Source organism: Clostridium thailandense, assembly GCF_019207025.1.
Classification (GTDB): domain Bacteria; phylum Bacillota; class Clostridia; order Clostridiales; family Clostridiaceae; genus Clostridium_AM; species Clostridium_AM thailandense.
Window position 1 is genome coordinate 1 of the sequence record NZ_JAEEGC010000055.1, and the last position, 25,329, is coordinate 25,329.

The window sequence follows — 25,329 nt, forward strand, 5'->3', positions numbered from 1 at the left end:
TATTGCTTTTGAAGGAAAAGAGGTTGTAGTATTAACTTGATTTTTACCAGGTAGTTCTAAAAGTAAAGTGCCTTTTAAGTGTTGAAGTTCAAGGCTTAAAGGCGCTTTTTTAAATATATTTGTTAAAACTGAAAAACAGTTGGTAAAATTTTAAGGAAAGGCTTTATTTTAAAGGGTTTAGAGGGTATAATAAAAAATAAGAATGGCTATTTTACAGTGGTTGAACCTTAACATGAGATGTATTTAAATATTCTAATATATCCTCTAAAATTGGTATTTCTAAGTTGAACCTTAACATGAGATGTATTTAAATCCTTCTTACATTATTTATTTAATGGAGATGCAGTTCTTGTTGAACCTTAACATGAGATGTATTTAAATTTTTGTAATTTTATATAATCTTTATAAGGAATACTTTGTTGAACCTTAACATGAGATGTATTTAAATAAAAAAACATGATTATGTAGAAACTAGACAACCAGGTTGAACCTTAACATGAGATGTATTTAAATTCATTACAGGGAACGCTCCAGTTTCTGAGAGAATTTGTTGAACCTTAACATGAGATGTATTTAAATTTTGATTCTGAAGATTCCTTTGAATATGCTAGAGTAGTTGAACCTTAACATGAGATGTATTTAAATGATAAACTCAATACCAAAACATTCTCCAGCAGATTGTTGAACCTTAACATGAGATGTATTTAAATATAAATTCTAATGATAATTGATTAATATAATTTTCGTTGAACCTTAACATGAGATGTATTTAAATTGTAGATTATGGATGTAACAATTAGGGAATAATATTAAGTTATATGCTATTATATAACTAAGAAACATAGCAAATGGAGGGATAAAAGTGTGTAGAATAAACCCAAAAGTAGATTTTGCATTTAAAAAGCTATTTGGAAGTCCGGAAAATAAGGATATACTAATTTCATTTATAAACTCAATAATAAGAGAAGAAGAAAAGATAAAGGATATAGAACTAAAAAATCCTTATAATATAGCCAACTATAGAAATGGTAAAATGACAATATTGGATATAAAGGCAGTAGATGAAAAAGGCACTTGGTATGATATAGAAATGCAGCTTGCAGAGCAGGGATATTATGATAAAAGGGCCTTTTATTATTGGGCAAAGGTATACTCAGAACAAATAGAAAGTGGAAATGATTTCGAACTTTTAAGAAAAACTATAGCTATAAATATATTGGATTTTAACTATTTAGATGAAGAAGATTTTCATAATGTATATAGAGTATATAATGAAAAAAGTAATAAGGAGCTATCAAATTTGTTTGAAATGCATTTTATAGAACTTGGTAAATTTAAAAAGAACTTTAAAGAATTAAATAATACATTAGATAGATGGATATCATTTTTAAATAGAGCTTATGAATTAGACTCAGATAGAATACCAGAAGAATTAGCAAAAGATGAAATAGTAAGAAAAGCTATAGAAAAGTTAGAAATAATGTATCTTGATAAAGAAGAAAGAGAATTATATGAAAATGATTTAAAAAGATTAAGGGACTATAAGGCAGCCTTAAGAACAGCTGAGGAAAAAGGTATTGAAAGAGGCATTGAAAAAGGGAAAATAGATATAGCTAAAAATTTATTGGATGTGCTAGATGAAGAAACTATAGCAATAAAGACAGGGCTAAGTGTAGATTTTATAAGAGACTTAAAAATAAAGCAAGAGTAATTTTACCAGCTGCAGTTAAAAATAAGGTACCTTTAAAGCCTTGAAATTAAAGACCTAAGGGTACTTTTTTTATATATTTTTAAAAATCCAAAAACGGTTGGTAAAATTTTAAGAAAAGCCTTTATTTTAAATGTTTCAGAGGGTATAATGAAAAATAAGAATGGCTATTTTACAGTGGTTGAACCTTAACATAAGATATATTTAAATCAGATAAAACTGCCTCTTTGAATACTTTTTATATGTTGAACCTTAACATAAGATGTATTTAAATTATTTAAGTAGTCAAGTATCCTTTGATACCTGTATAGTTGAACCTTAACATAAGATGTATTTAAATTTATTGTAAGGAACCTTTGCAGAAGTAGTTAGAAGTTGAACCTTAACATAAGATGTATTTAAATAGATGGTGTACGGGAGCTGGAACTGGTGCAACTGATGTTGAACCTTAACATAAGATGTATTTGAACAGTATTCAATTGTTAAAATTCCTCCAGAATAATCATTTTTAAGGGTATTTAGATTAAATGCTACTGCTATAAAAATCAGCAGTAGCATTATTTTATAAATGTTTAGATCAGAGCATTTATGTTAAAATAATTATTAAGGAAGGAAAGTGGTCAGGTGAAAAGAATTCCTATTGGTGTAACAGACTTTAAAGAGATTTTAAATGATAATTATTATCTAGTAGATAAAACTTTGCTCATAAAAAAGAGATAGTAGAAGATGGTTCAAAAGTTCTATTATTGCCAAGACCAAGACGTTTTGGAAAGACCATAAATATGAGTATGCTCAAGTATTTCTTTGAAAAAACTGAGGAAGATAACAGTGTTCTTTTTAAAGAATTGAATATATATGAACATAAAGATATTATGAAGAAGCAAGGAAAAAACCCTGTAATTTATATATCATTTAAAGATTTGAAAGATAAGAATTTTAATAAATGTTATGAAAAAATAAAAGATATTCTAAGTGAGCAGTATGACAAATTTAATTATGTATTAGAGAAATTAAGTGAAGTGGATAAAATATATTATAAAGATATTCTATTAAAAAAGGCCTCACAAGCACAATATGAAGCTGGTATTAAAAATCTAAGTAAATTTTTATATAATCTGGTCTAAATAATTTAAATGTATACAGTATTTTAAAGAACAAATACAGTAGTTATTTTGGATTCTCAGAAATGGAAATAGAAAAATATTTAAATATTATAAGGTAGAATTTAAATTAGATGAAGTAAAAAGTTGGTATAATGGCTATGTATTTGGTGAGAACGTAATATACAATCCATGGTCTATTCTAAATTATGTTAATAACTGGGAAGAGGGCCTTCAGCCTTATTGGATAAACACCAGTAGTAATGACTTAGTGAAAAAACTTATAACAAAAGGTGGGCAGCAGCTTAAAAGTGAGCTGGAAGATTTGATTCAAAATAAAATTATAAGTAAAGAAATAAATGAAAACATTGAAATGAAGGAAAAGAGGTTGTGGTATTAACTTGATTTTTACCAGGTAGTTTTAAAAGTAAAGTGCATTTTAAGTGTTGAAGTTCAATGCTTAAAGGCACTTTTTTAAATATATTTGTTAAAGCTGAAAAACAGTTGGTAAAATTTTAAAGAAAGGCTTTATTTTAAAGTTAAAAAAAGCAGAAGTTAAAAAATGTCCTTGCGGTCATATAAATAAATCCAAGTTTCCTGAAGGAGTCATCAACCAGTTCAAAAAAATGCCTATCGGCATAAAAAACTAATGAAAAATAAACGATAAATAGACTTTTAAATGTTTAAAAATCTACTTGCCGAATTGAGGATTGAATATTTTATGGAATTACTACTAATACTACTAATACTAAAAATGCTGGATAAAGAAATTTTTACTTTTCCATTTATTAAGTTATAAGCAATATCAGATTACGAGGAGGGTAAGAATGAAATTTTTTACTAAATTTTCCATAAGAAATGCATTTGTTGTATTATTAGCCGTTATTCTCATAGTTGTGGGAGGATCATATTCGGCAACAAGTATAAAAGAAGAGTCTATGCCCAATATAAGCATACCTGTAGTAACTATTTATACTATATATCCCGGGGCCGCGCCAGGTGATGTTGATAACAGCATTACAAAGATAATACAAAAATCTATGTCCGGCATACAGGGAATAACAGATATTAAAGGAATTTCTAACGAGAATGTTTCTATTGTTATAGCAGAATTTGATTATTCTGCAGATATTAATAAGGGATTGAGCGATGTTCAAAATGCAATAAATAACGTTACTTTACCTGAAAACGTGCAAAAACCAAATGTCTCAAAGGTAACTATGGGCAGTTATCCTGTTATGACTTATTCTATAGAAAGCAATAGGAATATTAATGACCTGACAAACTTTGTAAATTCCACTCTTCAACCAGAGCTAAGCAGTGTAGCCGGAGTTTCCAGTGTCGATGTAAAAGGCTTAGAGGAAAACAATATATACATTAAATTGAATGAACAAAAGATGCAGGACAATAATATAACATTTCAAACAGTACAAAATTATATTAATGCTAATAATATATCATACCCTATAGGAACTGCTGAAATAAATCAAAAGGATCTTGCCATAAGAGTAACAAATAATCTAAATAGTATTGATAATATTAAATCTATTCCAATCGTTGTAGTTCCTGATGCTTCCAAAATTATGGCAGATAGCTTAAGTAAAATTAGTCAGGGAATGGGTCAATTAGGAGAAGCGGTTGGGCAGTTGGGGCAGTCAATGGGACAGCTTACTAAAGGCATGAGTACGACAACTAAGACTTTAGGTGAAATGATAGGCAATAATACTCAAGGTATTGCAATTTTAAATGTAATACAAAAGCAAGAGGGTATAATACTTAATCAGCAGGCAATATTGGCAAATCCTAATGCTTCAGCCTCAGACAAGACAAAAGCTAATGCTGCTATAACACAGGCAAATACTATTATACAGAGTTCAGCAAATTCCCTTCAGAAGGTTTTGACTGCTCAAGGAGCAGAAGAAAAGCAATTAAGCCAAGGAGCATCAACATCACAAATGAATATGGACGGTACAAAGTCCAATTTTAGTCCTAGCCTAAGTTCTGATAATACGAATGGTTCTTCAGATGACGATGCTCAGTTAAGCATAGTTTTTTTAAAGGACATAGCAGATATCAGTACCAGTAATGAGAAGGTCAAATATTTTACCAGATCTAATTTTAATCAAGGAATGGTACTTAATATTTATGAGACCGATGATGCTAATACGGTGCAGCTGGCAAAGAATGTAGATCAGAAAATATCTGATATTGTAAAGGATAATAAAGATATAAAGTTTAGTAAAATAAATGATTCGTCGCAATTAGTAAAAGAATCAGTTAGTGGTATGATATATGAAGGTGTTGCTGGTGCAGTCTTTGCAATGATAGTTATTGCCCTGTTCCTCCGAAATTTAAAATCTACAATTATATCAGTTATTTCTATACCTCTTTCGGTATTCATAGCATTAATTTTTCTTCCAAGGCTTGGTATTACTTTAAATACTATGTCACTGGGAGGAATTGCTGTTGCAGTTGGAAGAATTGTCGATGATTCTATTGTTGTAATAGAAAATATATATAGAAGACTTAGTCTTTCAAAGAGTACGGACGAAAATAAAACAGAACTAATTGAGGAAGCAACTCATGAAGTAGGTTCAGCTATCGCTGCATCAACGATAACCACTGTAGGAGTATTTTTACCTCTAAGCTTTATTTCAGGTTTAATCGGAAAGGTATTCATTCCATTTGCATATACAGTTGTAATATGCATTCTGGCTTCACTTTTAGTAGCATTAACAGTAGTCCCTGTTATGAGTAAATTTATGTTAAATGGCAGGAATGTAAAGTTCGCTGAAAAAGAAGGAGTGATGGCTGTAAGCTATAAAAAAGTACTAAATAGTGTATTAAACCATAGACTAATAGTTTTAGGGTTGTGCTTAATAACCTTAGCAGCATCTTTAGTACTTTTGAAGAAAATAGGCATACAATTCATGCCTTCATCAAACAGTAATATAATTAATGTAAAACTTACCATGCCTGTTGGAACTTCTGCAGACAGAACAAATGAAGAAGCTTTGAAATATGAAAAATACCTTAAAAATAGAAATGATGTAGTGTATGTTACAAGTATTATAGGAGATACAAGCAGCAGTGGAAGTAGTGCATTATCTAACCAAAGTTCAAATGTAGGAAATTTTACAGTAGTACTAAAAGAAGATATTAATATAAATAAAGCTGTTGATGAACTAATACAAGAAAGTAATGAGTTTAACAAAAATGGAGAAAGCATGATCGTAACTCCTCAAAGTACTACAGGTACTCAGGCAGATAATGTGCGAGTAATCATCAATGGTAATAATTTGGACGATATTACAAAGGCAGCAGGATTAATTACTGATAAGCTGAAAAAAATGGATACTTTGAAAAACGTAACCAATAATATTTCACAGAAAAGGCCGGAAATATCAATAACTGTTGATCCTAATAAAGCTGCAAATAATGGAATAACTCCTGCTACTGCCGCCGGGTTTGTGAAGAATTTTCTTGGATTTAATCGGATTACTACCATAGACAATGGAACTTCTGGTAGTGGAACTTCTACTGATGTAATGCTTGGATACAACTTACAAGATATAGATAGTATAGATGAAATCAAAAACCTGAAAATACAGGGCGCACAAGGTATTATTAAAGTTTCTGATATAGCTGCTGTTGAAGAGCAGGATAGTCCCGCAACAATTGCTGAACTTAACGGAAACCAGTATGCAGAAGTGGATGCTGATATAAAAATCAGTGATACTAGTAAGGTTACAAAAGAAGCTCGCAGCGAAATTGACAGTATAAAGCAATCACTTCCAAAAGAAGTGACCTATGACATTCAAGGTAGCAATCAAAATATTACTCAAGGCTTTTCACAGATGGAAATGGCAATGCTTGTAGCTATTACGCTTGTTTATATAATTATGGTAATTACTTTTGGAGAACCTGTAACTCCTTTTGCAATTTTATTCTCACTGCCCTTTGCCGGTGTGGGGGCCATTGCAGCATTATTTATTACAAATCAGCCGCTGACAGTATCAGGAATGATAGGGATACTTATGCTTATAGGTATAGTGGTTACTAATGCTATAGTTCTTCTAGATAGAGTAAAAACAAATAGGTTAAAGGGCATGGATGTACGAGAATCTCTTCTAGAAGCAGGCTCCGTAAGATTAAGACCAATACTTATGACGGCTATATCTACAGTAACGGCATTAATTCCATTGGCCATGGGATTTTCACACGGAAGTCTTATATCCCAAGGGCTTGGTATTGCAGTTATTGGAGGACTTGTGTTCTCAACTATATTAACCCTAATTATAGTACCTATTATGTATAGTATATTAAATGGGAGAACTAAGTAAAGATTATTTGGATATATATGATCTCAAAATTTAAAAATAAAGAAAAATCAATTTTACCATCCGAAGTTAAAAACAAAGTGCCTTTTAAGTCTTGAAATTTAGGACCTAAGGGTGCTTTTTTAAATATATTTGTTAAGATCGAAAAACGGTTGGTAAAATTTTATTTACAAATTACTACAAAAAAGTTATTATAATGATAAGGAGGGGGTTACATGAAAGTCTATGAAATCTCTATTCTAGTATTTTTACTAGAAGAAATTGATTCAAACGACACCTTTACAAAAATATCTGCTTTTATTGACAGTGGCATGGCAAAAGTGCCGGAATTATTGAAATTACATAACCAAAATATATATAAAAACTACTGCTTTAATTCCTTCTATCCTATTGAGGAGGATAAAAAATATAAGCAAGGAAAGACATATACAATACAATTAAGAACCTTAGATAAAAATTTAGCTGACTTTTTTTATACGGATCTAGTAAATCATTTCAATAACTCTATTAAAGCATTAACAGCAAAAATTAAAGTAATACCTAAAAAGCATATAGAAAAAATATATTCCATTACTCCAATTATTTTGAAAAATGAGGGGGGATATTGGAAAGGAAATATTTCGTTAACGGATTTTGAAAGAAGGCTCAAGGAAAATCTAATAAAGAAATATAATTTACTTACAGATACAAAAATAAATGAGAATTTTCAATTATACACTTCAATTGAGTTTAGAAATCATAAACCTGTAGCCATTAATTATAAAGGTAGAAAAATACTAGGAGACAAAATATCAATAAATATAAGTGATGAAAAAATTTCACAGGAGTTAGCTTATATGTGTTTAGGGACTGGAATATTAGAAATGAATGCGAGGGGTGCAGGGTATGTAAACTATAAATGGCTATAAGGAGGTGAGCTTTGTGTTAAATCAAGCATTAGAAATATTTAAAAAGGAATATGAGCAAAATGGCGATAAGTTAATTTTAGATAGTTATATACCTGCTGATGGAACTTATGTAATTGTTAAACCTACAGATGATGGCTTTGAAGTATATGAAACCATAGATATAAAGCTAAATAAAGAAACAAAGGATATAGATAGAGTAAACGAATACATTCCATTTATCTGTTTTGCAGATTATAATAGTAAACTTTTAGATATGAACAAGCCTATGGATAGTAAAAAGATAATACATAGCAATAATTATCTATCCTTCTTTATTAAAAAAGAAAGTTTAGTTAATGGAAAGCTTACAAAAGAGATAATTGATAATTATTATAATGTCTTAGAGAACCCATCATCAAAATATAAAAAATCTAAAAAAGCTAGTGAACTTTATTCAATGGTAGAAGAGAAGAATGGGAAAGTAGATAAAGAAGTATTAGATAATATAAGGGTTTGGATTAAAAATAATATTTTTACTATATTAGAAAACAATTCAGGAAAGGACTATCTAAAGATATTTTTTGACTATCCTAAAGAAAATTATAGAAGAGAGGGAGAGAGATATCTTATCCCTAATATATACAATAGTAATGATTTTAACGTAATTTTAAATGATAAAACCTATGGCCTTCCTAACGATAATATGGGATTAAACTCAAAAAAACCTTATCTAGAAAACAAGACTAGAAAAGTAACAGTTCCTCATCTCATTGACCAGGAGGAAGTACTTTTTCAAAAGAAATTCTTTGATTATTTGATGAATCAAGCAGCTGCAGGTAAAGTTAATATATATATGGGAGAAAAAATATTAGGGAAGAAAAGTGGTGAAAACCTAGAGGATGATTTTAAAGGCATATATTTAAGAATCAAAAAAGGAAAAGAAGTAGAAATTCATGATTTTGATATAATTACTAATTACAAATCAGAACTTATTAAGAAATTTGAATACAAAAATATACTTGGAATTGATTACGATAAGTTAAAAGGTGAATATGATAAATATAAAACTCTTAGTTCAATGCAGAGACTCACTAATGAAGTGTTGTTTAGTAAATTTTTAATACCAAACTACTTTACTGAATCTAAGGATGTATCTATTAATGATGAAGTGATAAAAAGCAATCTTTTTATGGCTAGAACAGCATTATTTAACTGGTTCTATAAAGGTGTAGATAAAAATATCTGGCAGCTTTTAAATAAGGTATCCTTAAGTTTGGTAAAGGGTTCAATAAAGAATGGATATATGACTAAAGGAGCTGACCAGTTTAATTTAAGAATTTCCTTGAAGGAATATTTTGAAGGAGGGGAAAACATGGCTTATATTATATCTGATATAAAGGAGAAGTTAAGAGGAAAGATTTCAGAAAAAGATACTAAAAACATAGAAAGTGACAGAGAGTATTTTTTTGCAGTAGGACAGCTAGTAAGTTTCTTTATCTCAAGAAGTAAAGGCAAGAAAAAGCCACTTTCCTTGGCTAATCCATTTATAAATGCTAAAAGAAATAAAATCATACAAGAAAAATTGAAAGCATTGTATAAAAAGTACAATTATGATATAGAAAGCTATAGTTATAGATTTAAAAATCTATATGCAATGATAATGTGCTATGAACCAGGCGAAAAGGTTGATGAAGACATGATTGTAGCTGGTTACTTACATAGCAATTTATTATATGAAAAGGATGAGGAGGTCAAAAGATAATGAATAAAAGAGTTTATGGAATTTTAGGAATATCATCAATAATGGGAAACTGGAATGCTGATTTTACGGGATACCCAAAAACTACTTCCAGTGGAGAAGTTTTTGGAAGCGATAAGGCCTTTAAATATCCTATAAAAAGAATGTGGGAAAATCAAGGTGAAAAGGTACTATATATAAAATCAATGAAGTTATCTGAAGGAAAAAAGGGAGAAGTAGAACTAATTCCAAGATCTCTTAAGGAAAGATACGAATATATCTTTAATGAAGAGGATTTGAAGAAAGATAAGGATAGCAAAAAAGTGTTAACTAACTTATTTTCTACTATAGATGTAAAGAATTTTGGGGCTACTTTTGCAGAGGAAGGAAATAACATATCAATAACAGGAGCTGTGCAGATAGGACAAGGGTTTAATAGGTATGAAGATTCTTATGCAGAGGAGCAGCAAATATTATCTCCTTTTAGAGATGCATCAGATAAGGGAAACAAGAAAGAAGATCAGGAAGAAGCAAAGAGTTCTACCTTAGGAACTAAAATTGTTAGTAATGAGGCACATTATTTCTATCCATTTACTGTTAATCCGCTAGCCTATAAAGAATTTGTAGAACTAGGAGTTACAGAAGGGTATATAGAAGAGGATTATAGAAAATTTAAAGAAGCTTCACTGTGTGCAGCAACATCTTTTGCAACAAATTCTAAGGTGGGCTGCGAAAACGAATTTGCATTATTTGTGGAAACAGAGAGTAATTTATATCTTCCTAATCTATGCCAGTATGTAGAATTTGAAAAAGGAGAAGAGAAAAATACAATTAGTTTAAATTGCGGAGATCTAGTAAATTCTTTAAGAGACAGGATTTCAGCTGTAGAGATATATTACAACCCATATACTACAGAAATTAATACAGATATAGAGGAGTATAAAAAGTATAATATATTTACAAAGCAAGAGGTGTAGTATATGGAAGTTATAAAATTTAACTTAGGAGGCAGATTTGCTTTTTTCAAAAAGCCAGAGGTCAACAGCTATCTGTATTTTACCTACGGAAATATTCACCGGGTAGCTCTTCTTGGAATTTTTGGAGCAATATTAGGATATAAGGGTTATAATCAGATGGATTTTCTTAAAAGGTATAAAAAGGATTTTGAGGAGATTAAAGAAAAAAGAGAAGCTGAGTATCCTGAATTTTATTCTAAATTGAAGAGTTTAAAGATAGCTATAATACCTGACGAAGTGAATATAGCTAAAAAAGTTCAAGTATTTAATAACTCTGTTGGATATGCTTCAAAAGAACAGGGCGGTAATTTAATAGTAAAAGAGCAGTGGCTTGAAAATCCAAGTTGGGACATCTATGTAGCAGTTGAAGATGAAGAGGGAAAAAAGTTAGCTAAAGCTTTATTAGAAAGGAACTTTACTTACATACCTTACCTGGGAAAAAATGACCACTTGGCAGATATAACTAAAGTAACTCTTATAAAAGATGTTGCTGAAGTAAATGAGTTTAATAATATTCATAGTTTATTTTTAAAGGATGATTTTCAGTTCGTTGAATATGATGAGTTTGATGACCTGGAGGATAATGATATAAACATTTTTAAGTATGAAGAAAAATTGCCTGTAGGATTAGAAGAACAAACTAATAAGTATGAATTTAAAAGTTTTGTATTTACAAATAATACTTTACAAAAAGCCAATGAAGTCAAGACTTATAGGGTTGAAGATAAAAATATAACGTTTATTTAAGAGGAGGGAGTTCCCTCCTCTAATCATATAAAAAGGAGAAAAATATGTATTTTGATGGCATTACAATACTTAAAATAAAAGAATTAGTTAATAATAAGTACTCCATATATGCTCACGTAAAGGATGAATGTAATGAATCTTTAGAAGCTCATATAGATTTTTGTATAAAATACTTTTTTAGAATCATGGAGCACAAAGGTTTATATAGTGTATTTGAAAAAATGGAAAAAGAATTTTTGGATGGATTTTCACAAGAAGCAGTAAGTTTATTTAGGGAAATGCTGCTAAATACTTTTGTATTGCACGATATGGGAAAGGTGAATCCATATTTTCAGAAGAGTAGATTAGGTAACAATTTAAAAATAAGAGAGGCTGATAGATATAAAAACTCTCACCATTCTATGCTATCGTCAGTTATTTATATAGACTACTATTTTGCTGTAGTTAAAGCTTTTAAAGGAAAAGAAAGAGATGTGCTGCTTGATTTTATGATGATGAACGCTTACGTTATATCAAGGCATCATGGGCAGTTAACCTCTTTTGAGGAATTTAAAGAAAAATTTAAAGCTGACGGTGAGGGAGAAAAGCTATTAGATGTCGATGATGGACAGAAGGAATTATTTGAATATACTTATACAAGAAAAATCAATATAACAATTTCAACCATAATAAAAATATTCAATAAAATAGATAGGAATATTAACAAAAATAAGGATATTTCAGTATACAGGTATATATACGAAAGATTTATGTTATCAATGCTTGTCGCTTGTGATTTTTATGCTACTTCAGAATTTATGGATGGAGTAGAGATAAAGGATATAGGCGTTATTAATAATATCGAGGAATTTTACAGCACCTATAAAGAAGGAGAAATATATAAGGTCATAAGAGAATATGAAGAAGAAAGATATGGCAAACAGAAAGAATTTTCTAAAATAACAGATATTAATGTATTAAGGACTGAAATGTTCTTAGATACAGAGAAAAGCTTAGAAAAAAATATAGACTCGGATATATTTTACTTAGAAGCACCTACTGGCAGTGGAAAGAGTAATGCAGCTACTAATTTAAGCTTTAAATTAATGGAAAAGGATAAAAGTAAAAATAAAATATTTTATGTATACCCCTTTAATACATTAGTTGAACAGAATATAAATATTCTAAAAAAGGTTTTTGAAAAAGAAAAGGACATACTAAATAAAATAGCTGTAATAAATTCTATAGATCCAATAAAGTTAGATGAAAAGGTCTATAAAAATGAAGATGAGAAGGTTCAATTAGAGTACTATAAAAAAGCACTTCTTAACAGACAATTTTTAAATTATCCTATGGTTTTGACTACGCATGTAACGCTTTTTAAATACTTCTTTGGGGTGTCAAAAGAAGATGTTTTTCCAGTACATCAATTAGCTAATAGTATTATTGTTTTAGATGAGGTGCAGAGCTATAAGAATTTAATTTGGGGAGAAATAATAACCTTTTTAACCTGCTTTGCAAAACTTTTGAATATAAAATTTATAATTATGTCTGCCACTATGCCAGATTTAAATAAGCTTACTTTAAGCATGGGAAATACGGTAAGACTTGTTGATGATAGAGATAAGTATTTTAAAAATCCTATATTTAAGAATAGGGTTGAGGTAGATTATGCTTTATTGAATTCTGAAGATATATTTGAAGATTTATATATTCATGTAAAAGAAAAAGGCTTATTACATAAGAAAATATTAGTAGAGTTTATAAATAAAAATAGTGCCTATGAATTTTACAACAAGTTAAAAGATGATGAGGAGATACTGTGTCAGATTGAACTGATGACTGGTGATGATAACATTAGTGAAAGGGACAGAATACTGGAAAAAGTTAAGACAAGCGAAGAAATTATATTGGTAGCTACTCAAGTTATAGAAGCTGGTGTAGATATTGATATGGATATAGGATACAAGAATATTTCATTGTTAGACAGTGAGGAACAGTTCTTAGGAAGAATAAATAGATCCTGTAAAAAACCAGGCTGCATAGTTTACTTTTTTAAATTGGATGAAGCTACAACTATTTATAGAGAAGATATAAGAAACAATAAGGACATTACCTTAAATCATGAATTCACAAGGGGGATATTAATAGAAAAAGATTTTGACAAGTTCTATGATGTGGTTATAGAAAGATTGAAGAATATAACAGGAGGAGTCAACAGGCTAAATATTGAAAACTTTTTTCAAGATGAGGTTGGTAAATTGAATTTTAGAGAAGTAGATAAGAGAATGCAGCTAATATCGGACAATAGAAAGGAAATATCTGTTTATCTAAGCAGCGATTTGGTAAAAAGAGAGGGAGAAAAGATATATGGAGAGGAAGTGTGGGAAAAGTATAAAGAATTGCTCTCTGATACTAATATGGAATATGCAGAAAAAAGAGTTAAGTTATCTAAAGTGAGGTCGGATATGAATAACTTCATATACAAAATAAAATGGAATGAGAACTTTACCTATAATGATAGAATTGGAGAACTTTATTATATTGAAGATGGCGACAAGTATTTTAAAGATGGAAAGCTTGATAAAGAAAAATTTATTAGTGGGATAGGGGATTTTATATAACATGAAAGTAAATGGAACTTTAATAAATTATTATTTTCATTGTAAAAGACAGTGTTATCTTCATGGGAACAGACTTAATCTCGAAGATAACAGTGAGAATGTAAAAATAGGAAAGGCAATTCATGAGGAAAAAAGTGCAGGTAGTAGCAACAGTGAAATTTCCATAGATAATATAAAAATTGATAAGCTTACAAGTGAGTATTTGGTGGAAATAAAAAAGTCAGATGCAGATGTAGAAGCCTGTAAGTGGCAGCTAATATATTATCTAAAGGTGTTAAGAGATAAAGGCATAGAGAGAAGAGGAAAGCTTGAATTTGTTGAAAAAAACAAAGGAAATAACAAGATTTTATATTTTGAACTAAATGATGAACTGCTAGAACAATTAGATAAGCATAGTAAAGCTATTGAAGCTTTACTTGCAGAAGAAAATATTCCAGAAGTATTAAACAAGCCTAAGTGTAAAAAATGTGCCTACTTTGAATATTGTTACATATAGGGAGGATAACGTATGGGGAGTACAAGATATATAACATCTATGGGAGAGTTAACTAGAAAAGACAATTCTCTATGTTTTAGGAAGGATGGAAAGAATGTATATATTCCAATAGAAAATACAAAAGAGATATATTGTTTAAATGAAATTAGTATAAATACTAAGCTGCTAGATTTTATAGCTTCTAATAACATTGTTATCCACTTTTTTAATTATTACGAGGGATATAGCGGAAGTTTTTATCCTAAAAACCAATATAATAGTGGAAAACTTCTAATTAAACAAGTAGAGGCCTTTAGTAGTAAAAGACTAGAGGTAGCAAAAGCTATTGTGGCAGGTATAGGCATAAATATAAGTGAAGTTTTGTATCATTATTATAGACACGATAAAAAGGAAGTAAAAGAGACTATTGATTGGATTAAAGAAGACTTTAGGAAAAGAGTGGAGAAAAGTAAAGATGTAAAGGAATTAATGGCAGCAGAAGGAGAAGTATGGCAGAGGTTCTATAGTGAATTTAAAAATATTTTACCAGAGGATTTTATAATGAATAAAAGAGTAAAAAGACCTCCAGATAACCCAATTAATGCATTAATATCCTTTGGAAATACTTTATTATATACTAAAACCATATCCGCTATATATAGAACTCACTTAGATCAAAGAATTAGTTTTTTGCATGAGCCTTCAGAAGGTAGGTTTTCTCTAAGCCTGGATATTAGCGAAGTCTTTAAGCCTGTAGTTGTCTATAGAACTATATTTGAATTGGTAAATACCAAAAAATTACAGGTAAATAAACATTTTGATAAAAAAGTTAACTATTGTTTATTAAATGAAGAGGGCAGGAATATATTTATACAAGCCTTTGAAGAAAGATTAGAAGCTGTATTTTCACACCCTAAATTAAAGAGAAAAGTCAGCTATAGAACAGCAATAAAGCTTGATTGTTATAAATTAATAAAATTTATTTTAGAAGGTAAAGAATTTATTCCATTTAATCTTAAGGAGAATATTTAATATGAGTAAAAACTTAAATTTTAATTATGCATTTCTATTTTATGATGTGAAAGAAAGAAGAGTTCAAAGAGTATTTAAGGTTTGCAAAAAATATCTTTCTCATTTTCAAAAGTCTGTTTTTAGAGGAGAGATAACGCCATCAAAGCTGATATCTCTTAGAAAAGATTTGAATAAGGTTATTGATGACAAGGAAGATTTTATATGTATAATTAAACTTTTTAATGATAATGTATTTGGAGAGGAGATACTTGGAGTAAAAGATAATCCTACAGGTGAAGATTTGATTTTGTAATTTTTCCGGGTGAAAATAAAGGTGAATTGACATGTATCCATTGAAATACAATGGGATAGGTTATATTTTTATTGATATTTAAGAAAACAAAAATCGCTTGGAAAAATCTTTGTGAAGTTCTTTATTTTCAAGGGCTTCAAGGTTATAATAAAAATAGAGAATGGCTATTTTTCAGTGGTTTAACCTTAACATGAGATGTATTTAAATTATAAAGGCAACTTTTTAACTATTTTTCTTGCTTCTGTTTAACCTTAACATGAGATGTATTTAAATTTGCTTTTTCTCTTTCAAGTTCTAGTCTGTCATACAGTTTAACCTTAACATGAGATGTATTTAAATTAGAAAATTTAATTAATGGCTGTAGCTACACAGTGGGTTTAACCTTAACATGAGATGTATTTAAATACATGTGGCTTTAGTTGGTGAAAATGCAATCAACGTTTAACCTTAACATGAGATGTATTTAAATGAAGTGCTATACTCTAAAGATAACTTTAGTCTCTCTGTTTAACCTTAACATGAGATGTATTTAAATTCCAAGTGAGAGTGCTTTTACCTTTTTATCTGGAGGTTTAACCTTAACATGAGATGTATTTAAATAGAGAGAGAATTAATTTGCAGAACATTAGAAGAACAGTTTAACCTTAACATGAGATGTATTTAAATACTTAAACAAATGATGGATAATGAAACATGGTTGAGTTTAACCTTAACATGAGATGTATTTAAATGAAATAGATAACCTAGAAGGTGGTGAAATACAAAAGTTTAACCTTAACATGAGATGTATTTAAATTCTGGTATAAATGGTTTTAAATTTTAATAATTTGGAGTTTAACCTTAACATGAGATGTATTTAAATAAAGTTCAATTTAAGTTATATGGTGTCAGTAGTGATGTTTAACCTTAACATGAGATGTATTTAAATAAGAATACATCATCTGGATCATTTATTTTTACTCGTTTAACCTTAACATGAGATGTATTTTATATTCTTCTCCTAATAGTTCCTTTTACAAGTGGTAAGGGTAAAAGTGCCTTTAAAGCTTTGAAATATAAGTACTAAGGGCACTTTTTTCATATTTTAGTCATTAAAAATAAAAAAACTTCCTACATCTCCACTAACTGTATATATATTAGGTGAAGGGAGATGATAAATATGGCTGCAACAGCAACAAAACTGCAGACTACATTATTAATTAAGTATAAGGATGGTGTAGATGCCAAGGGGAAGGAAAAAATTAAAAACCTAAGATTTGCAAAGGTTAAAACTGGAGCTACAGAACAAAATATATATGATGTAGCTATGGAAATTTCAACGCTTCTTGGAAAAACTTTGGACGAGGTAATAAGAGAAGATCAAAGTGGAATAACTAATGCATAATTAATTGAGAATTGACAGTGGATAGCTGTCCAGGGTCAATTCTCAGCTTACAATTTAAAGAATATGAGGGGGAATGAGTTTATGAGCAAAACATTGGTTATGAATTTTTTAAATGAGGCTGGAAAAAAGGTTGGAGTAAGAGTTAACAACGTAAAGGAAGATATAACAGAAGCAGAGGTAAAGGCTGCTATGGATGTAATAGTTGATAAAAACATATTTACATCTACTGGAGGAGATTTAAAGTCAAAGGACTCTGCAGAACTTACAGATAAGAATTCCACTGAATTGTCTGTAAAATAGCGTTATCAAAAATTCCTAAAAAGTACATGCAGGACATGTTTCCTGCATGTACTTTTTTTATTCATAAAATTATCAGATAAATATAAATAAAAAGAGTTTTATAATTCTTTTACATCTTCATTTTTTACATAAATAAAAAAATCGTGAGACATAATTCTACCACCTATTTTAAGTAGTGCTTGGTGAAAAAAGCATTTTTATAAATAATATAAACTAAAATATTTGTAAAAAAATAAATTGATTTTATAGTACAAGTAAAATAAAAATATGATTTTAAAAAATATGCAATAATATGAGAAGAATGATTTAATTCAAAATTTGTCTGTGTTTTTAGGAGTAAATCGTCTTCTATTATATAAGGACAATTTAAAATGCACAATGAAATTTAATGGAGGTAGGACGTAATGTTGAAAAATGAAGAGGCAAAAAAACTAGAAGAATTAATAGATGGAGCGAAGAGAGGTGACAAGGTAAACATAGAAATAATAATTAAGAACTTTTATGGATTAATAAAAAGTACCTATAATAATGACATCTATGATGAAAGTAGAATGGAGTGGGAGGACTATGAACAGGAATGCAAGATAAAAATCATCAAATGCATTAATGAAGTTAGCAAAAAGAATTATTGGCAGTTATTTAACTTAGTTGAAGTAAGCATAAGAAATATAACTGTTGATTTAGGTAAAAAGCAGAGACGATTTAATGATACCAATATACCCTGTGGAGATAGAATTGATATTTATAATTTGGAAAAATCCTGCGACAATTGCCAATTTGAAGAGCAATTAGTAAGCGATATTGTTGTCAGTGAACTATATAAAACCTTCATTAAAGACAAGCTTACAAAAGAAGAAAATAGAGTTTTTTGTTATTTTATTTCTGGAAAAAGGTTAAAAGATTATTCAGAGAGAAAAGGCGTGCAGTTGGAAAGTGTAAAGAGAACTCTTAGAAGGGCAATAAATAAAATTAAAAATATAAAAGAATTACGAGAAATTTATTGTATGGGATTGGCAATGTAAGGGGGGAGTTATTATTAAGGGTGAAAGCCTAAAAGAAAAAGTTACTTTGGCGAAAGCGGGAAACAAGAAAGCTATGGAAGAAATAATAGAGGCTTTCCGGCCTTTTGTTATAAAAACAGCTAGAAGCATTTATATAAGAAGTTTTGATATAAATGACCTGATTCAAATTGGTATGATGTCGATAATTAAAGCTGTAGAAATGTTTGATGTCAACAGAGGAAATGCTTTTACGAGTTATATGTTTAATGCAGTTAAAATAAACTTTTATAATTTGATAAGAACTAATATAAAAAGGGCAAGTGAGTGCAGTGCCAACAGTTTAAATAAAGAGGGTTTTGAGCTTATTGATAATATAGTAAGTGAGGAAAATCTTGAAGAGGATATGGTAAAAAAAGAAGAAAAAGTAATGCTTACCAAAGCTTTGAACAAGCTTTCAGAGAAAGATAGAGAAGTTGTACATTGGTTTTATTTTGAAAACAAAGATTTAAAAAGTTATGCAGTTTTTAAGTCTATAAGTTATAGAACAGCTGTGGCAAGAAAGAAAAGTGCACTTATAAAACTTAAAAAATATTTAGAGGAGATGAATTATAATGGCATTTTATAGATATATTAGAACAGGTTTTTGGCAGGATGATTTTATATCAGAGCTTACTCCAGAGGAAAAGTATTTTTATTTGTATCTTATGACAAATTTAAAAACTACTCAGTGTGGAATATTTATTTTAGTTAAGAAAATTGCAGAAGCAGAATTAGGTTACAGCAGAGAAACTATAGAAAAGCTTTTGAAAAGGTTTGTAGAGTATGGTAAGATTGCATACTCGGAAAAAACTAATGAAGTTATGCTGTTAAATTGGATGAAACATAATTTTTCAGATAGTAGAAATACGGTGCTTTGCATAAATAAAGAACTCAAAGTAGTTAAAAATAAGGAATTTATAACTACAATGTATAAAGTATGTTTAGACAATGATTACGATGTGAAGAAAATCTTTAAAGGCATTGATATAAAAGGGATTAGCATTGAAGATAAAGAAGAAACTTTAGAGGATGAAGAAGGGCCTTGTAAGTCCCTTGAGAAAAAAGAAATAGAAAAAGAAAAAGAAAAATCTTCTTCTAAGAATAATATAACAAAGAAAAATAATAATGAGAAAAGCATAAAGAAAATTTTATCAGAGTTTAACAAAAAGATCTGTAAGGCAACGTCAAGAGATAAAGAGAAGCTCAAAAGCTGGAGGAGATACTTTGAAGAAGATGTAATAATTGCAGCTATCAATGAGGCTGTTAAATACAAAGCAAGACACATTGGCTATATAGAGACGGTTATTAACAATTGGAAGGAGCTTGGACTTACCACTATGGAAAAGCTTAAAGAACATAGAAAAAAGCCTGATATAGGCGATAATAGCTGTAATGCAGCAGCTTATGAGTATGTGGATTAAAAAGTTGCGGGGTGGTGTTTATGGTGGAGATAGATAAAATTTATAATTTGGCTGCAGAGAAAAATCTTATTGGTTCTATACTTTTAAAAAATGACAGTATATGTGAAATTATAGATATGCTAAAACCAGAGGATTTCTACAGCTCAAAACATAAAATAATTTTTGCAAAATTAAAAGAAATGTATGAAGATAGGATACCTATAGATGTTGTAACGCTTTGCGATAAGCTGGGAAAAAGGCTAAAGGAAGTGGGTGGAATAACTTATATAACAGAGCTTATAAATGCCAGTGTTACAGCTGTTAATATTAAAAGGCATGGAGAAATAATTAAGGAAAAATCTAATTATAGAGAGATCTTAAAAATTTTTAATACTTCTTTGGACAAGCTAAAAGAAGGCAAAGAAGCTCCAGATGATATAGTTTATTATGCGCAAAATTCTCTTTTAAACCTTAATACGCTGAAGGCTAAGGAGGGGGAGAACATGCTGGAAATTATGGGGGATTTCATGGATACACTTCAAAAGAGATATGAAAAAGGTGGAGAACTTCAGGGAATAAAAAGCGGTTATAAGCATTTAGACAAGATGCTTGGTGGTCTTCAAAAACAGGATTTAATAATACTTGCGGCAAGACCATCTATGGGGAAAACAACTATGGCAGTCAATATGGTGCTGAATGCTGTTTTCAAAGGGGATGCAAATGTAGCTTTTTTTAATCTGGAAATGGGAAAGACTCAAATTATAGACAGAACTATAGCTGCTTATACTGAAATACCCCTAGACAATATAAAAAATGCAGAATTAAGTGATAAACAGTGGGTAAATTTAAGTGAGGCTGCAGCTAAGCTTTCAATGGCAAATATTAAGCTTTATGATAAAATCTTTCAGTTAGAAAAAATAAAAAGTGAGTGCAGAAGAATAAAAATAGAACATGGACTAGACATAGCAGTTATAGATCATCTTCAGCTTATAGGCAGCGGTGAAAAGACTGAAAATAGAACACAGGAGATTTCAAAGATCACAAGGAAGCTAAAGCTGATGGCAAAAGAACTTGATATTAATTTGATTCTCCTTTCCCAGCTTTCAAGAGCACCAGAATGCAGAAGCGATCATAGACCAATGCTTTCTGATTTGAGGGAATCTGGAAGTATAGAACAGGATGCAGATACCGTGATATTTTTATACAGAGACGAATACTATTTTAAGGATAGTGACAGTAAAGGAATTATTGAGTGCATTGTGGCAAAAAACAGAAATGGGGAGGTTGGCACTGCAAGATTAAAGTGGAAGCCTGAGATACAGAGGATTTGGTAGCCTTTTAAAGTACTCCTAAGGCATTGAAATACAATCTTAACAACATCATTGACTGTGTTTATTACGAAATTAGAATCCCAAAAACAGAATATAACTCAAGTGAAAATTAGAAGTTAGGAGATGATTATAAAATGCAAAAAGGAGTGCACGAAGCACTCTTTTTATTATGTTTTTCATTATGACATTGGAGATGTTTAATAGTTAAAGCATTTTTAAACAGGATAAAAATTTATTATGGCAGTTTTTAAGATACCTTTTCCACTATTGAAGTAAATATGTTTAGCAGAAGCAGTGAAAGTAATGGTATCATCGGCATACAAAATAAAAGTTTCATTGTTTACTTCTAGAGTTAATTGGCCTTCTAAAACCATTAAATATTCCTCAGACTTTTCAGGGTGTCCGACAGAAGTATATTTACAGCCTTCATCAAGTTCCATTTGAAAAAGCTCAAAATTACGATGAGGTGTATTAGAATAATAACAATAGAGACGATATTGTCCATCATCAGTTAATTGAGAAACTATATCGGATTTTTTTATAACATAGGCATCCTGTTTTTGCTGTTCTAATAATGATGTATAGGGAACATTTAGCCCAGCAGCTATTTTCCAAATGGTATTTATTGTTGGATTAGTTTCACCTTTTTCTATTTGAGAAAGCATAACTTTACTAATATCAGACAATTCTGCAAGTTGGCTTAAGCTCAAATTCCGCTCATTACGAAGTCTTTTTAGATTTTCAGCAATAATTAAACTTATATTCATAAGTAATATATCTCCTTTAACATTATTGACAACTATTATTAACAAATGTAAAATATATTTAACGTTAATTATATTTTACATTTGTTAATTATAATTAATTATAACGTAATTAACATAAGGGGGCAAGAAAGATGAAAAAATTGATGGAAAATATTTATGAGGCTATCGGTGAAACTCCAATGTTACGACTTAGTAGGATTACAAATCACTATGGTGTAGAAGGAAATATATTTGCAAAATTAGAATATTTGAATCCTGGATTCAGCAAAAAAGACCGTCCTGCTTTGCAGATGATTGAGGAAGCTAAAGCAAGTGGGGAATTAAAGACTGGTCAGACAGTTATTGAGCTTACAAGTGGAAACACAGGCACAGGACTTTCAATTGTCTGTCAGGCAAAAGGACATCCTTTTATAGCATGTATGTCAGAAGGAAATTCTATGGAACGAGCTAGAATGATGCGTGCCCTTGGAGCAGAAGTTATTATAGTTCCACAGGCTAAGAATTCAGTTAAAGGACAGGTGTCAGGGGAAGATTTAAAATTGGTAGAAGAAATGACTGTAAAATTAACAAAGGAGAGGAATGCCTTTCGTGCAGACCAGTTCAATTTAGATAGTTCCTATAGAGCTCACCTGCTGCATACCGCTGTGGAAATGTTGGAGCAGTGCGATGGTAAAATAGATTGTTTTGTTGATATTGTAGGAAGTGGAGGAACCTTTGAAGGCTGTGCAGAAAAATTTAAAGAATATAATAAAAATATACGTTGCTATATTGTTGAACCTGCTAATGCTGCAGTATATGCGGGAAAAAATCTCATAAACGAAGGACGCCATAAGGTTCAAGGGTGTGGATACGCTATGGATTTGTCAAAGGTAAATAAAGAACTAATTGATGGATGTATACAGGTTACAGACGAAGAGGTTACCCAAATGACAAGAGACTTAGCCAAACTAGAGGGGACATTTGTCGGCTTCTCATCAGGAGCTAATGTTTGTGCAGCAATTCAACTTTTGAAAGACAAGGAGAAGGGAAAAAATATTGTACTAACACTTAACGATAGTGGTTTAAAATACTTAAGTACTGATTTATTTTAAATATGTTTACACTAAAAATAGCTAAAACTTTATTTTTAATTTTGGATTTTTCTAGGTTATTCAACAATAGTGAGAGTAAGTTATATATATTAATCTATAAATCTAAATATATGGATGTTTTTTGACAATTGGATAATGTAGTGCTTAATATATTTCTTTACAAAATTTACAGAAAGATATATACAAATGTAAATAAATATAATAAAATATAATTGCGCCCAAAATATTTGTAAAATTGAAAATATTGAAAAATATTTTGCAATAAAAATTATATTAAGTTTATTTTGTTTAATGTATATTTTTTTACAAAAAGGAGGTAATTTTTATGAGTATGTTTTGTTATCAATGTCAAGAAACAGCAAAAGGAACCGGTTGTGAAATTAGAGGTGTATGTGGTAAAACTGAAGAGGTCGCAAAACTCCAAGATTTACTCATCTATACTTTAAAAGGTATTTCAGAAGTTGTACTTAAAGGAAAAATAGACATTACTAGTATTTCTGATATAAATCATCAGGTGTTAAACAGCCTTTTTATGACTATTACTAATGCAAATTTTGATGATAATGCAATAGAAAAGCAGATTAATAAAATGATATCCTTTAGAAATGAGTTGAAAAGCACAATTCAAGTTGCTAGTCTACATGATGCTGCGGTATTTGAAGTAGAAACAAGACAAGCTATGCTGGAAAAAGCAGCTTTGATTGGTGTATTATCCACAAAAAATGAAGATGTACGTTCTCTTCGTGAAATGATTGTATATGGATTAAAAGGAATGGCAGCTTATACGGAACACGCTTTAAATTTGGGAAAAGAGAACTTAGAAATATATGAGTTTATATATGAGGCATTTGCGGCAATGCTAGATGATAGTCTTTCAGCGGATGATTTGGTCAAACTTACATTAAAAACAGGTGAATATGGTGTTAAGGCTATGGCATTATTGGATGAAGCCAATACTTCTAAATATGGAAATCCTGAAGTTACAAAGGTAAATATTGGGGTTAGAAATAATCCTGCTATTTTGATTTCTGGTCATGACTTAACTGATTTGGAACAACTTCTAGAACAGACAAAAGGCACAGGCGTCGATGTTTATACTCATAGTGAAATGCTGCCAGCACATTATTATCCTGCATTTAAGAAATATGAAAATTTTGCAGGTAATTATGGAAACGCATGGTGGAAACAAGTAGATGAATTTGGGCCATTCCATGGACCAATATTATTTACTACTAACTGTATTGTTCCTCCAAGAAGTGAAGAGATTAGAAATAGAATATTTACTACTAATTCAGCAGGATATCCGGAATGTAAACATATTGCTAGAGATGCCAATGGCAAGAAGGATTTTTCAGAAATAATTGCCCTTGCAAAAACATTACCAGCACCTGATGAGATAGAAACAGGCTGTATTGTTGGTGGATTTGCACATAACCAAGTAATTGCTTTGGCTGATAAGGTTGTTGATGCTGTTAAATCTGGTGCCATTAAAAAGTTTTTTGTTATGGCTGGATGTGATGGCAGAATGAAGTCTAGAGAGTATTATGCAGAGTTTGCTAAAGCACTTCCGAAGGATACAGTTATACTCACTGCTGGTTGTGCAAAATATAGATACAATAAGCTTCCACTTGGAGATATTGGAGGTATTCCAAGAGTACTTGACGCAGGACAATGTAATGATTCATACTCTTTAGCATTAATAGCACTTAAGCTTAAAGAAGTTTTTGGACTTGATGATATAAATAAACTTCCTATAGCTTATAATATAGCATGGTATGAACAAAAAGCAGTTATTGTTTTATTAGCACTACTTTATTTAGGAGTTAAGAATATACATCTTGGACCAACATTACCAGGATTTTTATCACCAAACGTAGCAAAGGTTTTGATAGAGAACTTTGGGATAGCTGGAATAGGAGAAGTGGACAAGGATATAGAATCATTTATGGCATAAAATAGATATTAAGATGAGTTAATGACATTTAAGATTGAACTTCTTTTCCATACTTGATCTAATTGCCGAAAAAATGAATTGTTTATTAGAATCACCGCATTATTCAAACTGAATAATGCGGTGT

22 protein-coding genes and 3 CRISPR repeat arrays are annotated in these 25,329 nt (G+C 30.1%); of the genes, 21 read left to right on the forward strand and 1 reads right to left on the reverse strand.

Going from position 1 to position 25,329, the window contains the following annotated elements; all coding sequences use genetic code 11:
- Nucleotides 1-219 precede the first annotated feature (219 nt).
- Nucleotides 220-776: direct repeats of the CRISPR family, unit length 30 nt; unit sequence GTTGAACCTTAACATGAGATGTATTTAAAT.
- Nucleotides 777-862: 86 nt separating this feature from the next.
- The 19 genes from I6U48_RS12985 (at nucleotide 863) to dnaB (ending at nucleotide 21,396) form a co-directional block, all read left to right on the forward strand.
- On the forward strand, nucleotides 863-1,711 hold the full coding sequence (locus tag I6U48_RS12985) for an Rpn family recombination-promoting nuclease/putative transposase (RefSeq protein WP_218320895.1): 849 nt from the start codon (nucleotides 863-865) through the stop codon (nucleotides 1,709-1,711).
- Nucleotides 1,712-1,888: 177 nt separating this feature from the next.
- A CRISPR array of direct repeats spans nucleotides 1,889-2,178; the repeat unit is 30 nt; unit sequence GTTGAACCTTAACATAAGATATATTTAAAT.
- Nucleotides 2,179-2,332: 154 nt separating this feature from the next.
- Nucleotides 2,333-2,428, forward strand: a complete 96-nt coding sequence (locus I6U48_RS30635) for an AAA family ATPase (RefSeq protein WP_446681754.1) — start codon at nucleotides 2,333-2,335, stop codon at nucleotides 2,426-2,428.
- Between the two features lie 26 nt (nucleotides 2,429-2,454).
- Nucleotides 2,455-2,832: an AAA family ATPase gene (locus tag I6U48_RS29680; protein ID WP_246615329.1), complete on the forward strand. Its 378-nt coding sequence runs from the start codon at nucleotides 2,455-2,457 to the stop codon at nucleotides 2,830-2,832.
- Nucleotides 2,833-3,079: 247 nt separating this feature from the next.
- Nucleotides 3,080-3,208, forward strand: coding sequence for a hypothetical protein (locus I6U48_RS30330; RefSeq protein WP_312890999.1), 129 nt, complete (start codon nucleotides 3,080-3,082; stop codon nucleotides 3,206-3,208).
- A 427-nt stretch (nucleotides 3,209-3,635) separates the two neighbouring features.
- Complete coding sequence (locus tag I6U48_RS12995; protein WP_218320896.1) at nucleotides 3,636-7,151, forward strand: efflux RND transporter permease subunit; 3,516 nt, start codon at nucleotides 3,636-3,638, stop codon at nucleotides 7,149-7,151.
- Between the two features lie 212 nt (nucleotides 7,152-7,363).
- A complete protein-coding gene (cas6, locus tag I6U48_RS13000; protein ID WP_218320897.1) occupies nucleotides 7,364-8,056 on the forward strand; it encodes a CRISPR-associated endoribonuclease Cas6 in 693 nt (230 codons plus the stop codon).
- A gap of 13 nt (nucleotides 8,057-8,069) precedes the next feature.
- Complete coding sequence (cas8b, locus tag I6U48_RS13005; protein WP_218320898.1) at nucleotides 8,070-9,797, forward strand: type I-B CRISPR-associated protein Cas8b/Csh1; 1,728 nt, start codon at nucleotides 8,070-8,072, stop codon at nucleotides 9,795-9,797.
- Nucleotides 9,797-10,750 carry a type I CRISPR-associated protein Cas7 gene (locus I6U48_RS13010; RefSeq protein WP_218320899.1) on the forward strand — a complete coding sequence of 318 codons (954 nt, stop codon included), beginning with the start codon at nucleotides 9,797-9,799 and terminating at the stop codon, nucleotides 10,748-10,750. The genes cas8b and I6U48_RS13010 overlap by 1 nt, the downstream gene beginning before the upstream one ends.
- A 3-nt stretch (nucleotides 10,751-10,753) precedes the next feature.
- On the forward strand, nucleotides 10,754-11,536 hold the full coding sequence (cas5b, locus tag I6U48_RS13015) for a type I-B CRISPR-associated protein Cas5b (RefSeq protein WP_218320900.1): 783 nt from the start codon (nucleotides 10,754-10,756) through the stop codon (nucleotides 11,534-11,536).
- Nucleotides 11,537-11,580: 44 nt separating this feature from the next.
- Nucleotides 11,581-14,139 carry a CRISPR-associated helicase Cas3' gene (gene cas3, locus I6U48_RS13020; protein ID WP_218320901.1) on the forward strand — a complete coding sequence of 853 codons (2,559 nt, stop codon included), beginning with the start codon at nucleotides 11,581-11,583 and terminating at the stop codon, nucleotides 14,137-14,139.
- 1 nt (nucleotide 14,140) lies between these two features.
- On the forward strand, nucleotides 14,141-14,635 hold the full coding sequence (locus I6U48_RS13025) for a CRISPR-associated protein Cas4 (RefSeq protein ID WP_218320902.1): 495 nt from the start codon (nucleotides 14,141-14,143) through the stop codon (nucleotides 14,633-14,635).
- A gap of 12 nt (nucleotides 14,636-14,647) precedes the next feature.
- Nucleotides 14,648-15,646, forward strand: coding sequence for a type I-B CRISPR-associated endonuclease Cas1b (gene cas1b / locus I6U48_RS13030; protein WP_218320903.1), 999 nt, complete (start codon nucleotides 14,648-14,650; stop codon nucleotides 15,644-15,646).
- 1 nt (nucleotide 15,647) lies between these two features.
- Nucleotides 15,648-15,938, forward strand: coding sequence for a CRISPR-associated endonuclease Cas2 (gene cas2 / locus I6U48_RS13035; RefSeq protein ID WP_218320904.1), 291 nt, complete (start codon nucleotides 15,648-15,650; stop codon nucleotides 15,936-15,938).
- 177 nt (nucleotides 15,939-16,115) lie between these two features.
- Nucleotides 16,116-16,930: a CRISPR direct-repeat array (repeat unit 30 nt; unit sequence GTTTAACCTTAACATGAGATGTATTTAAAT).
- Nucleotides 16,931-17,097: 167 nt separating this feature from the next.
- Nucleotides 17,098-17,322 carry a DUF1659 domain-containing protein gene (locus I6U48_RS13040; protein WP_218320905.1) on the forward strand — a complete coding sequence of 75 codons (225 nt, stop codon included), beginning with the start codon at nucleotides 17,098-17,100 and terminating at the stop codon, nucleotides 17,320-17,322.
- An 81-nt stretch (nucleotides 17,323-17,403) separates the two neighbouring features.
- Complete coding sequence (locus I6U48_RS13045; RefSeq protein WP_218320906.1) at nucleotides 17,404-17,622, forward strand: DUF2922 domain-containing protein; 219 nt, start codon at nucleotides 17,404-17,406, stop codon at nucleotides 17,620-17,622.
- A gap of 404 nt (nucleotides 17,623-18,026) precedes the next feature.
- Entirely contained in the window at nucleotides 18,027-18,644 is a 618-nt protein-coding gene (locus I6U48_RS13050; RefSeq protein WP_218320907.1) for a helix-turn-helix domain-containing protein, read from the forward strand.
- A gap of 73 nt (nucleotides 18,645-18,717) precedes the next feature.
- Nucleotides 18,718-19,248 carry a sigma-70 family RNA polymerase sigma factor gene (locus tag I6U48_RS13055; RefSeq protein ID WP_218320908.1) on the forward strand — a complete coding sequence of 177 codons (531 nt, stop codon included), beginning with the start codon at nucleotides 18,718-18,720 and terminating at the stop codon, nucleotides 19,246-19,248.
- The gene (locus I6U48_RS13060; protein ID WP_218320909.1) at nucleotides 19,235-20,083 is read left to right on the forward strand and encodes a DnaD domain protein; all 849 of its coding nucleotides are present in this window, start codon (nucleotides 19,235-19,237) and stop codon (nucleotides 20,081-20,083) included. The genes I6U48_RS13055 and I6U48_RS13060 overlap by 14 nt, the downstream gene beginning before the upstream one ends.
- 20 nt (nucleotides 20,084-20,103) lie before the next feature.
- Nucleotides 20,104-21,396 carry a replicative DNA helicase gene (gene dnaB, locus I6U48_RS13065; RefSeq protein WP_218320910.1) on the forward strand — a complete coding sequence of 431 codons (1,293 nt, stop codon included), beginning with the start codon at nucleotides 20,104-20,106 and terminating at the stop codon, nucleotides 21,394-21,396.
- Between the two features lie 212 nt (nucleotides 21,397-21,608).
- Here the strand turns inward: dnaB and I6U48_RS13070 are convergent, their stop codons facing one another.
- Nucleotides 21,609-22,160, reverse strand: coding sequence for a helix-turn-helix domain-containing protein (locus I6U48_RS13070; RefSeq protein ID WP_218320911.1), 552 nt, complete (start codon nucleotides 22,158-22,160; stop codon nucleotides 21,609-21,611).
- 131 nt (nucleotides 22,161-22,291) lie between these two features.
- Between I6U48_RS13070 and I6U48_RS13075 the strand changes: the two genes are divergently transcribed.
- Both I6U48_RS13075 and hcp read left to right on the forward strand, forming a co-directional pair.
- The gene (locus I6U48_RS13075; protein ID WP_218320912.1) at nucleotides 22,292-23,251 is read left to right on the forward strand and encodes a PLP-dependent cysteine synthase family protein; all 960 of its coding nucleotides are present in this window, start codon (nucleotides 22,292-22,294) and stop codon (nucleotides 23,249-23,251) included.
- Between the two features lie 325 nt (nucleotides 23,252-23,576).
- Nucleotides 23,577-25,205 carry a hydroxylamine reductase gene (gene hcp, locus I6U48_RS13080; RefSeq protein WP_218320913.1) on the forward strand — a complete coding sequence of 543 codons (1,629 nt, stop codon included), beginning with the start codon at nucleotides 23,577-23,579 and terminating at the stop codon, nucleotides 25,203-25,205.
- The last annotated feature ends 124 nt before the right edge of the window (nucleotides 25,206-25,329 follow it).

What these genes read in the sequence shown, in the direction of transcription:
- I6U48_RS12995 (WP_218320896.1), top strand. Translation starts at nt 3,636, where the DNA reads ATGAAATTTTTTACTAAATTTTCCATAAGAAATGCATTTGTTGTATTA.
- cas6 (WP_218320897.1), top strand. Translation starts at nt 7,364, where the DNA reads ATGAAAGTCTATGAAATCTCTATTCTAGTATTTTTACTAGAAGAAATT.
- I6U48_RS13010 (WP_218320899.1), top strand. Translation starts at nt 9,797, where the DNA reads ATGAATAAAAGAGTTTATGGAATTTTAGGAATATCATCAATAATGGGA.
- cas5b (WP_218320900.1), top strand. Translation starts at nt 10,754, where the DNA reads ATGGAAGTTATAAAATTTAACTTAGGAGGCAGATTTGCTTTTTTCAAA.
- cas3 (WP_218320901.1), top strand. Translation starts at nt 11,581, where the DNA reads ATGTATTTTGATGGCATTACAATACTTAAAATAAAAGAATTAGTTAAT.
- I6U48_RS13025 (WP_218320902.1), top strand. Translation starts at nt 14,141, where the DNA reads ATGAAAGTAAATGGAACTTTAATAAATTATTATTTTCATTGTAAAAGA.
- cas1b (WP_218320903.1), top strand. Translation starts at nt 14,648, where the DNA reads ATGGGGAGTACAAGATATATAACATCTATGGGAGAGTTAACTAGAAAA.
- cas2 (WP_218320904.1), top strand. Translation starts at nt 15,648, where the DNA reads ATGAGTAAAAACTTAAATTTTAATTATGCATTTCTATTTTATGATGTG.
- I6U48_RS13040 (WP_218320905.1), top strand. Translation starts at nt 17,098, where the DNA reads ATGGCTGCAACAGCAACAAAACTGCAGACTACATTATTAATTAAGTAT.
- I6U48_RS13045 (WP_218320906.1), top strand. Translation starts at nt 17,404, where the DNA reads ATGAGCAAAACATTGGTTATGAATTTTTTAAATGAGGCTGGAAAAAAG.
- I6U48_RS13050 (WP_218320907.1), top strand. Translation starts at nt 18,027, where the DNA reads ATGTTGAAAAATGAAGAGGCAAAAAAACTAGAAGAATTAATAGATGGA.
- I6U48_RS13055 (WP_218320908.1), top strand. Translation starts at nt 18,718, where the DNA reads ATGGAAGAAATAATAGAGGCTTTCCGGCCTTTTGTTATAAAAACAGCT.
- I6U48_RS13060 (WP_218320909.1), top strand. Translation starts at nt 19,235, where the DNA reads ATGGCATTTTATAGATATATTAGAACAGGTTTTTGGCAGGATGATTTT.
- dnaB (WP_218320910.1), top strand. Translation starts at nt 20,104, where the DNA reads ATGGTGGAGATAGATAAAATTTATAATTTGGCTGCAGAGAAAAATCTT.
- I6U48_RS13070 (WP_218320911.1), bottom strand. Translation starts at nt 22,160, where the DNA reads ATGAATATAAGTTTAATTATTGCTGAAAATCTAAAAAGACTTCGTAAT.
- I6U48_RS13075 (WP_218320912.1), top strand. Translation starts at nt 22,292, where the DNA reads ATGAAAAAATTGATGGAAAATATTTATGAGGCTATCGGTGAAACTCCA.
- hcp (WP_218320913.1), top strand. Translation starts at nt 23,577, where the DNA reads ATGAGTATGTTTTGTTATCAATGTCAAGAAACAGCAAAAGGAACCGGT.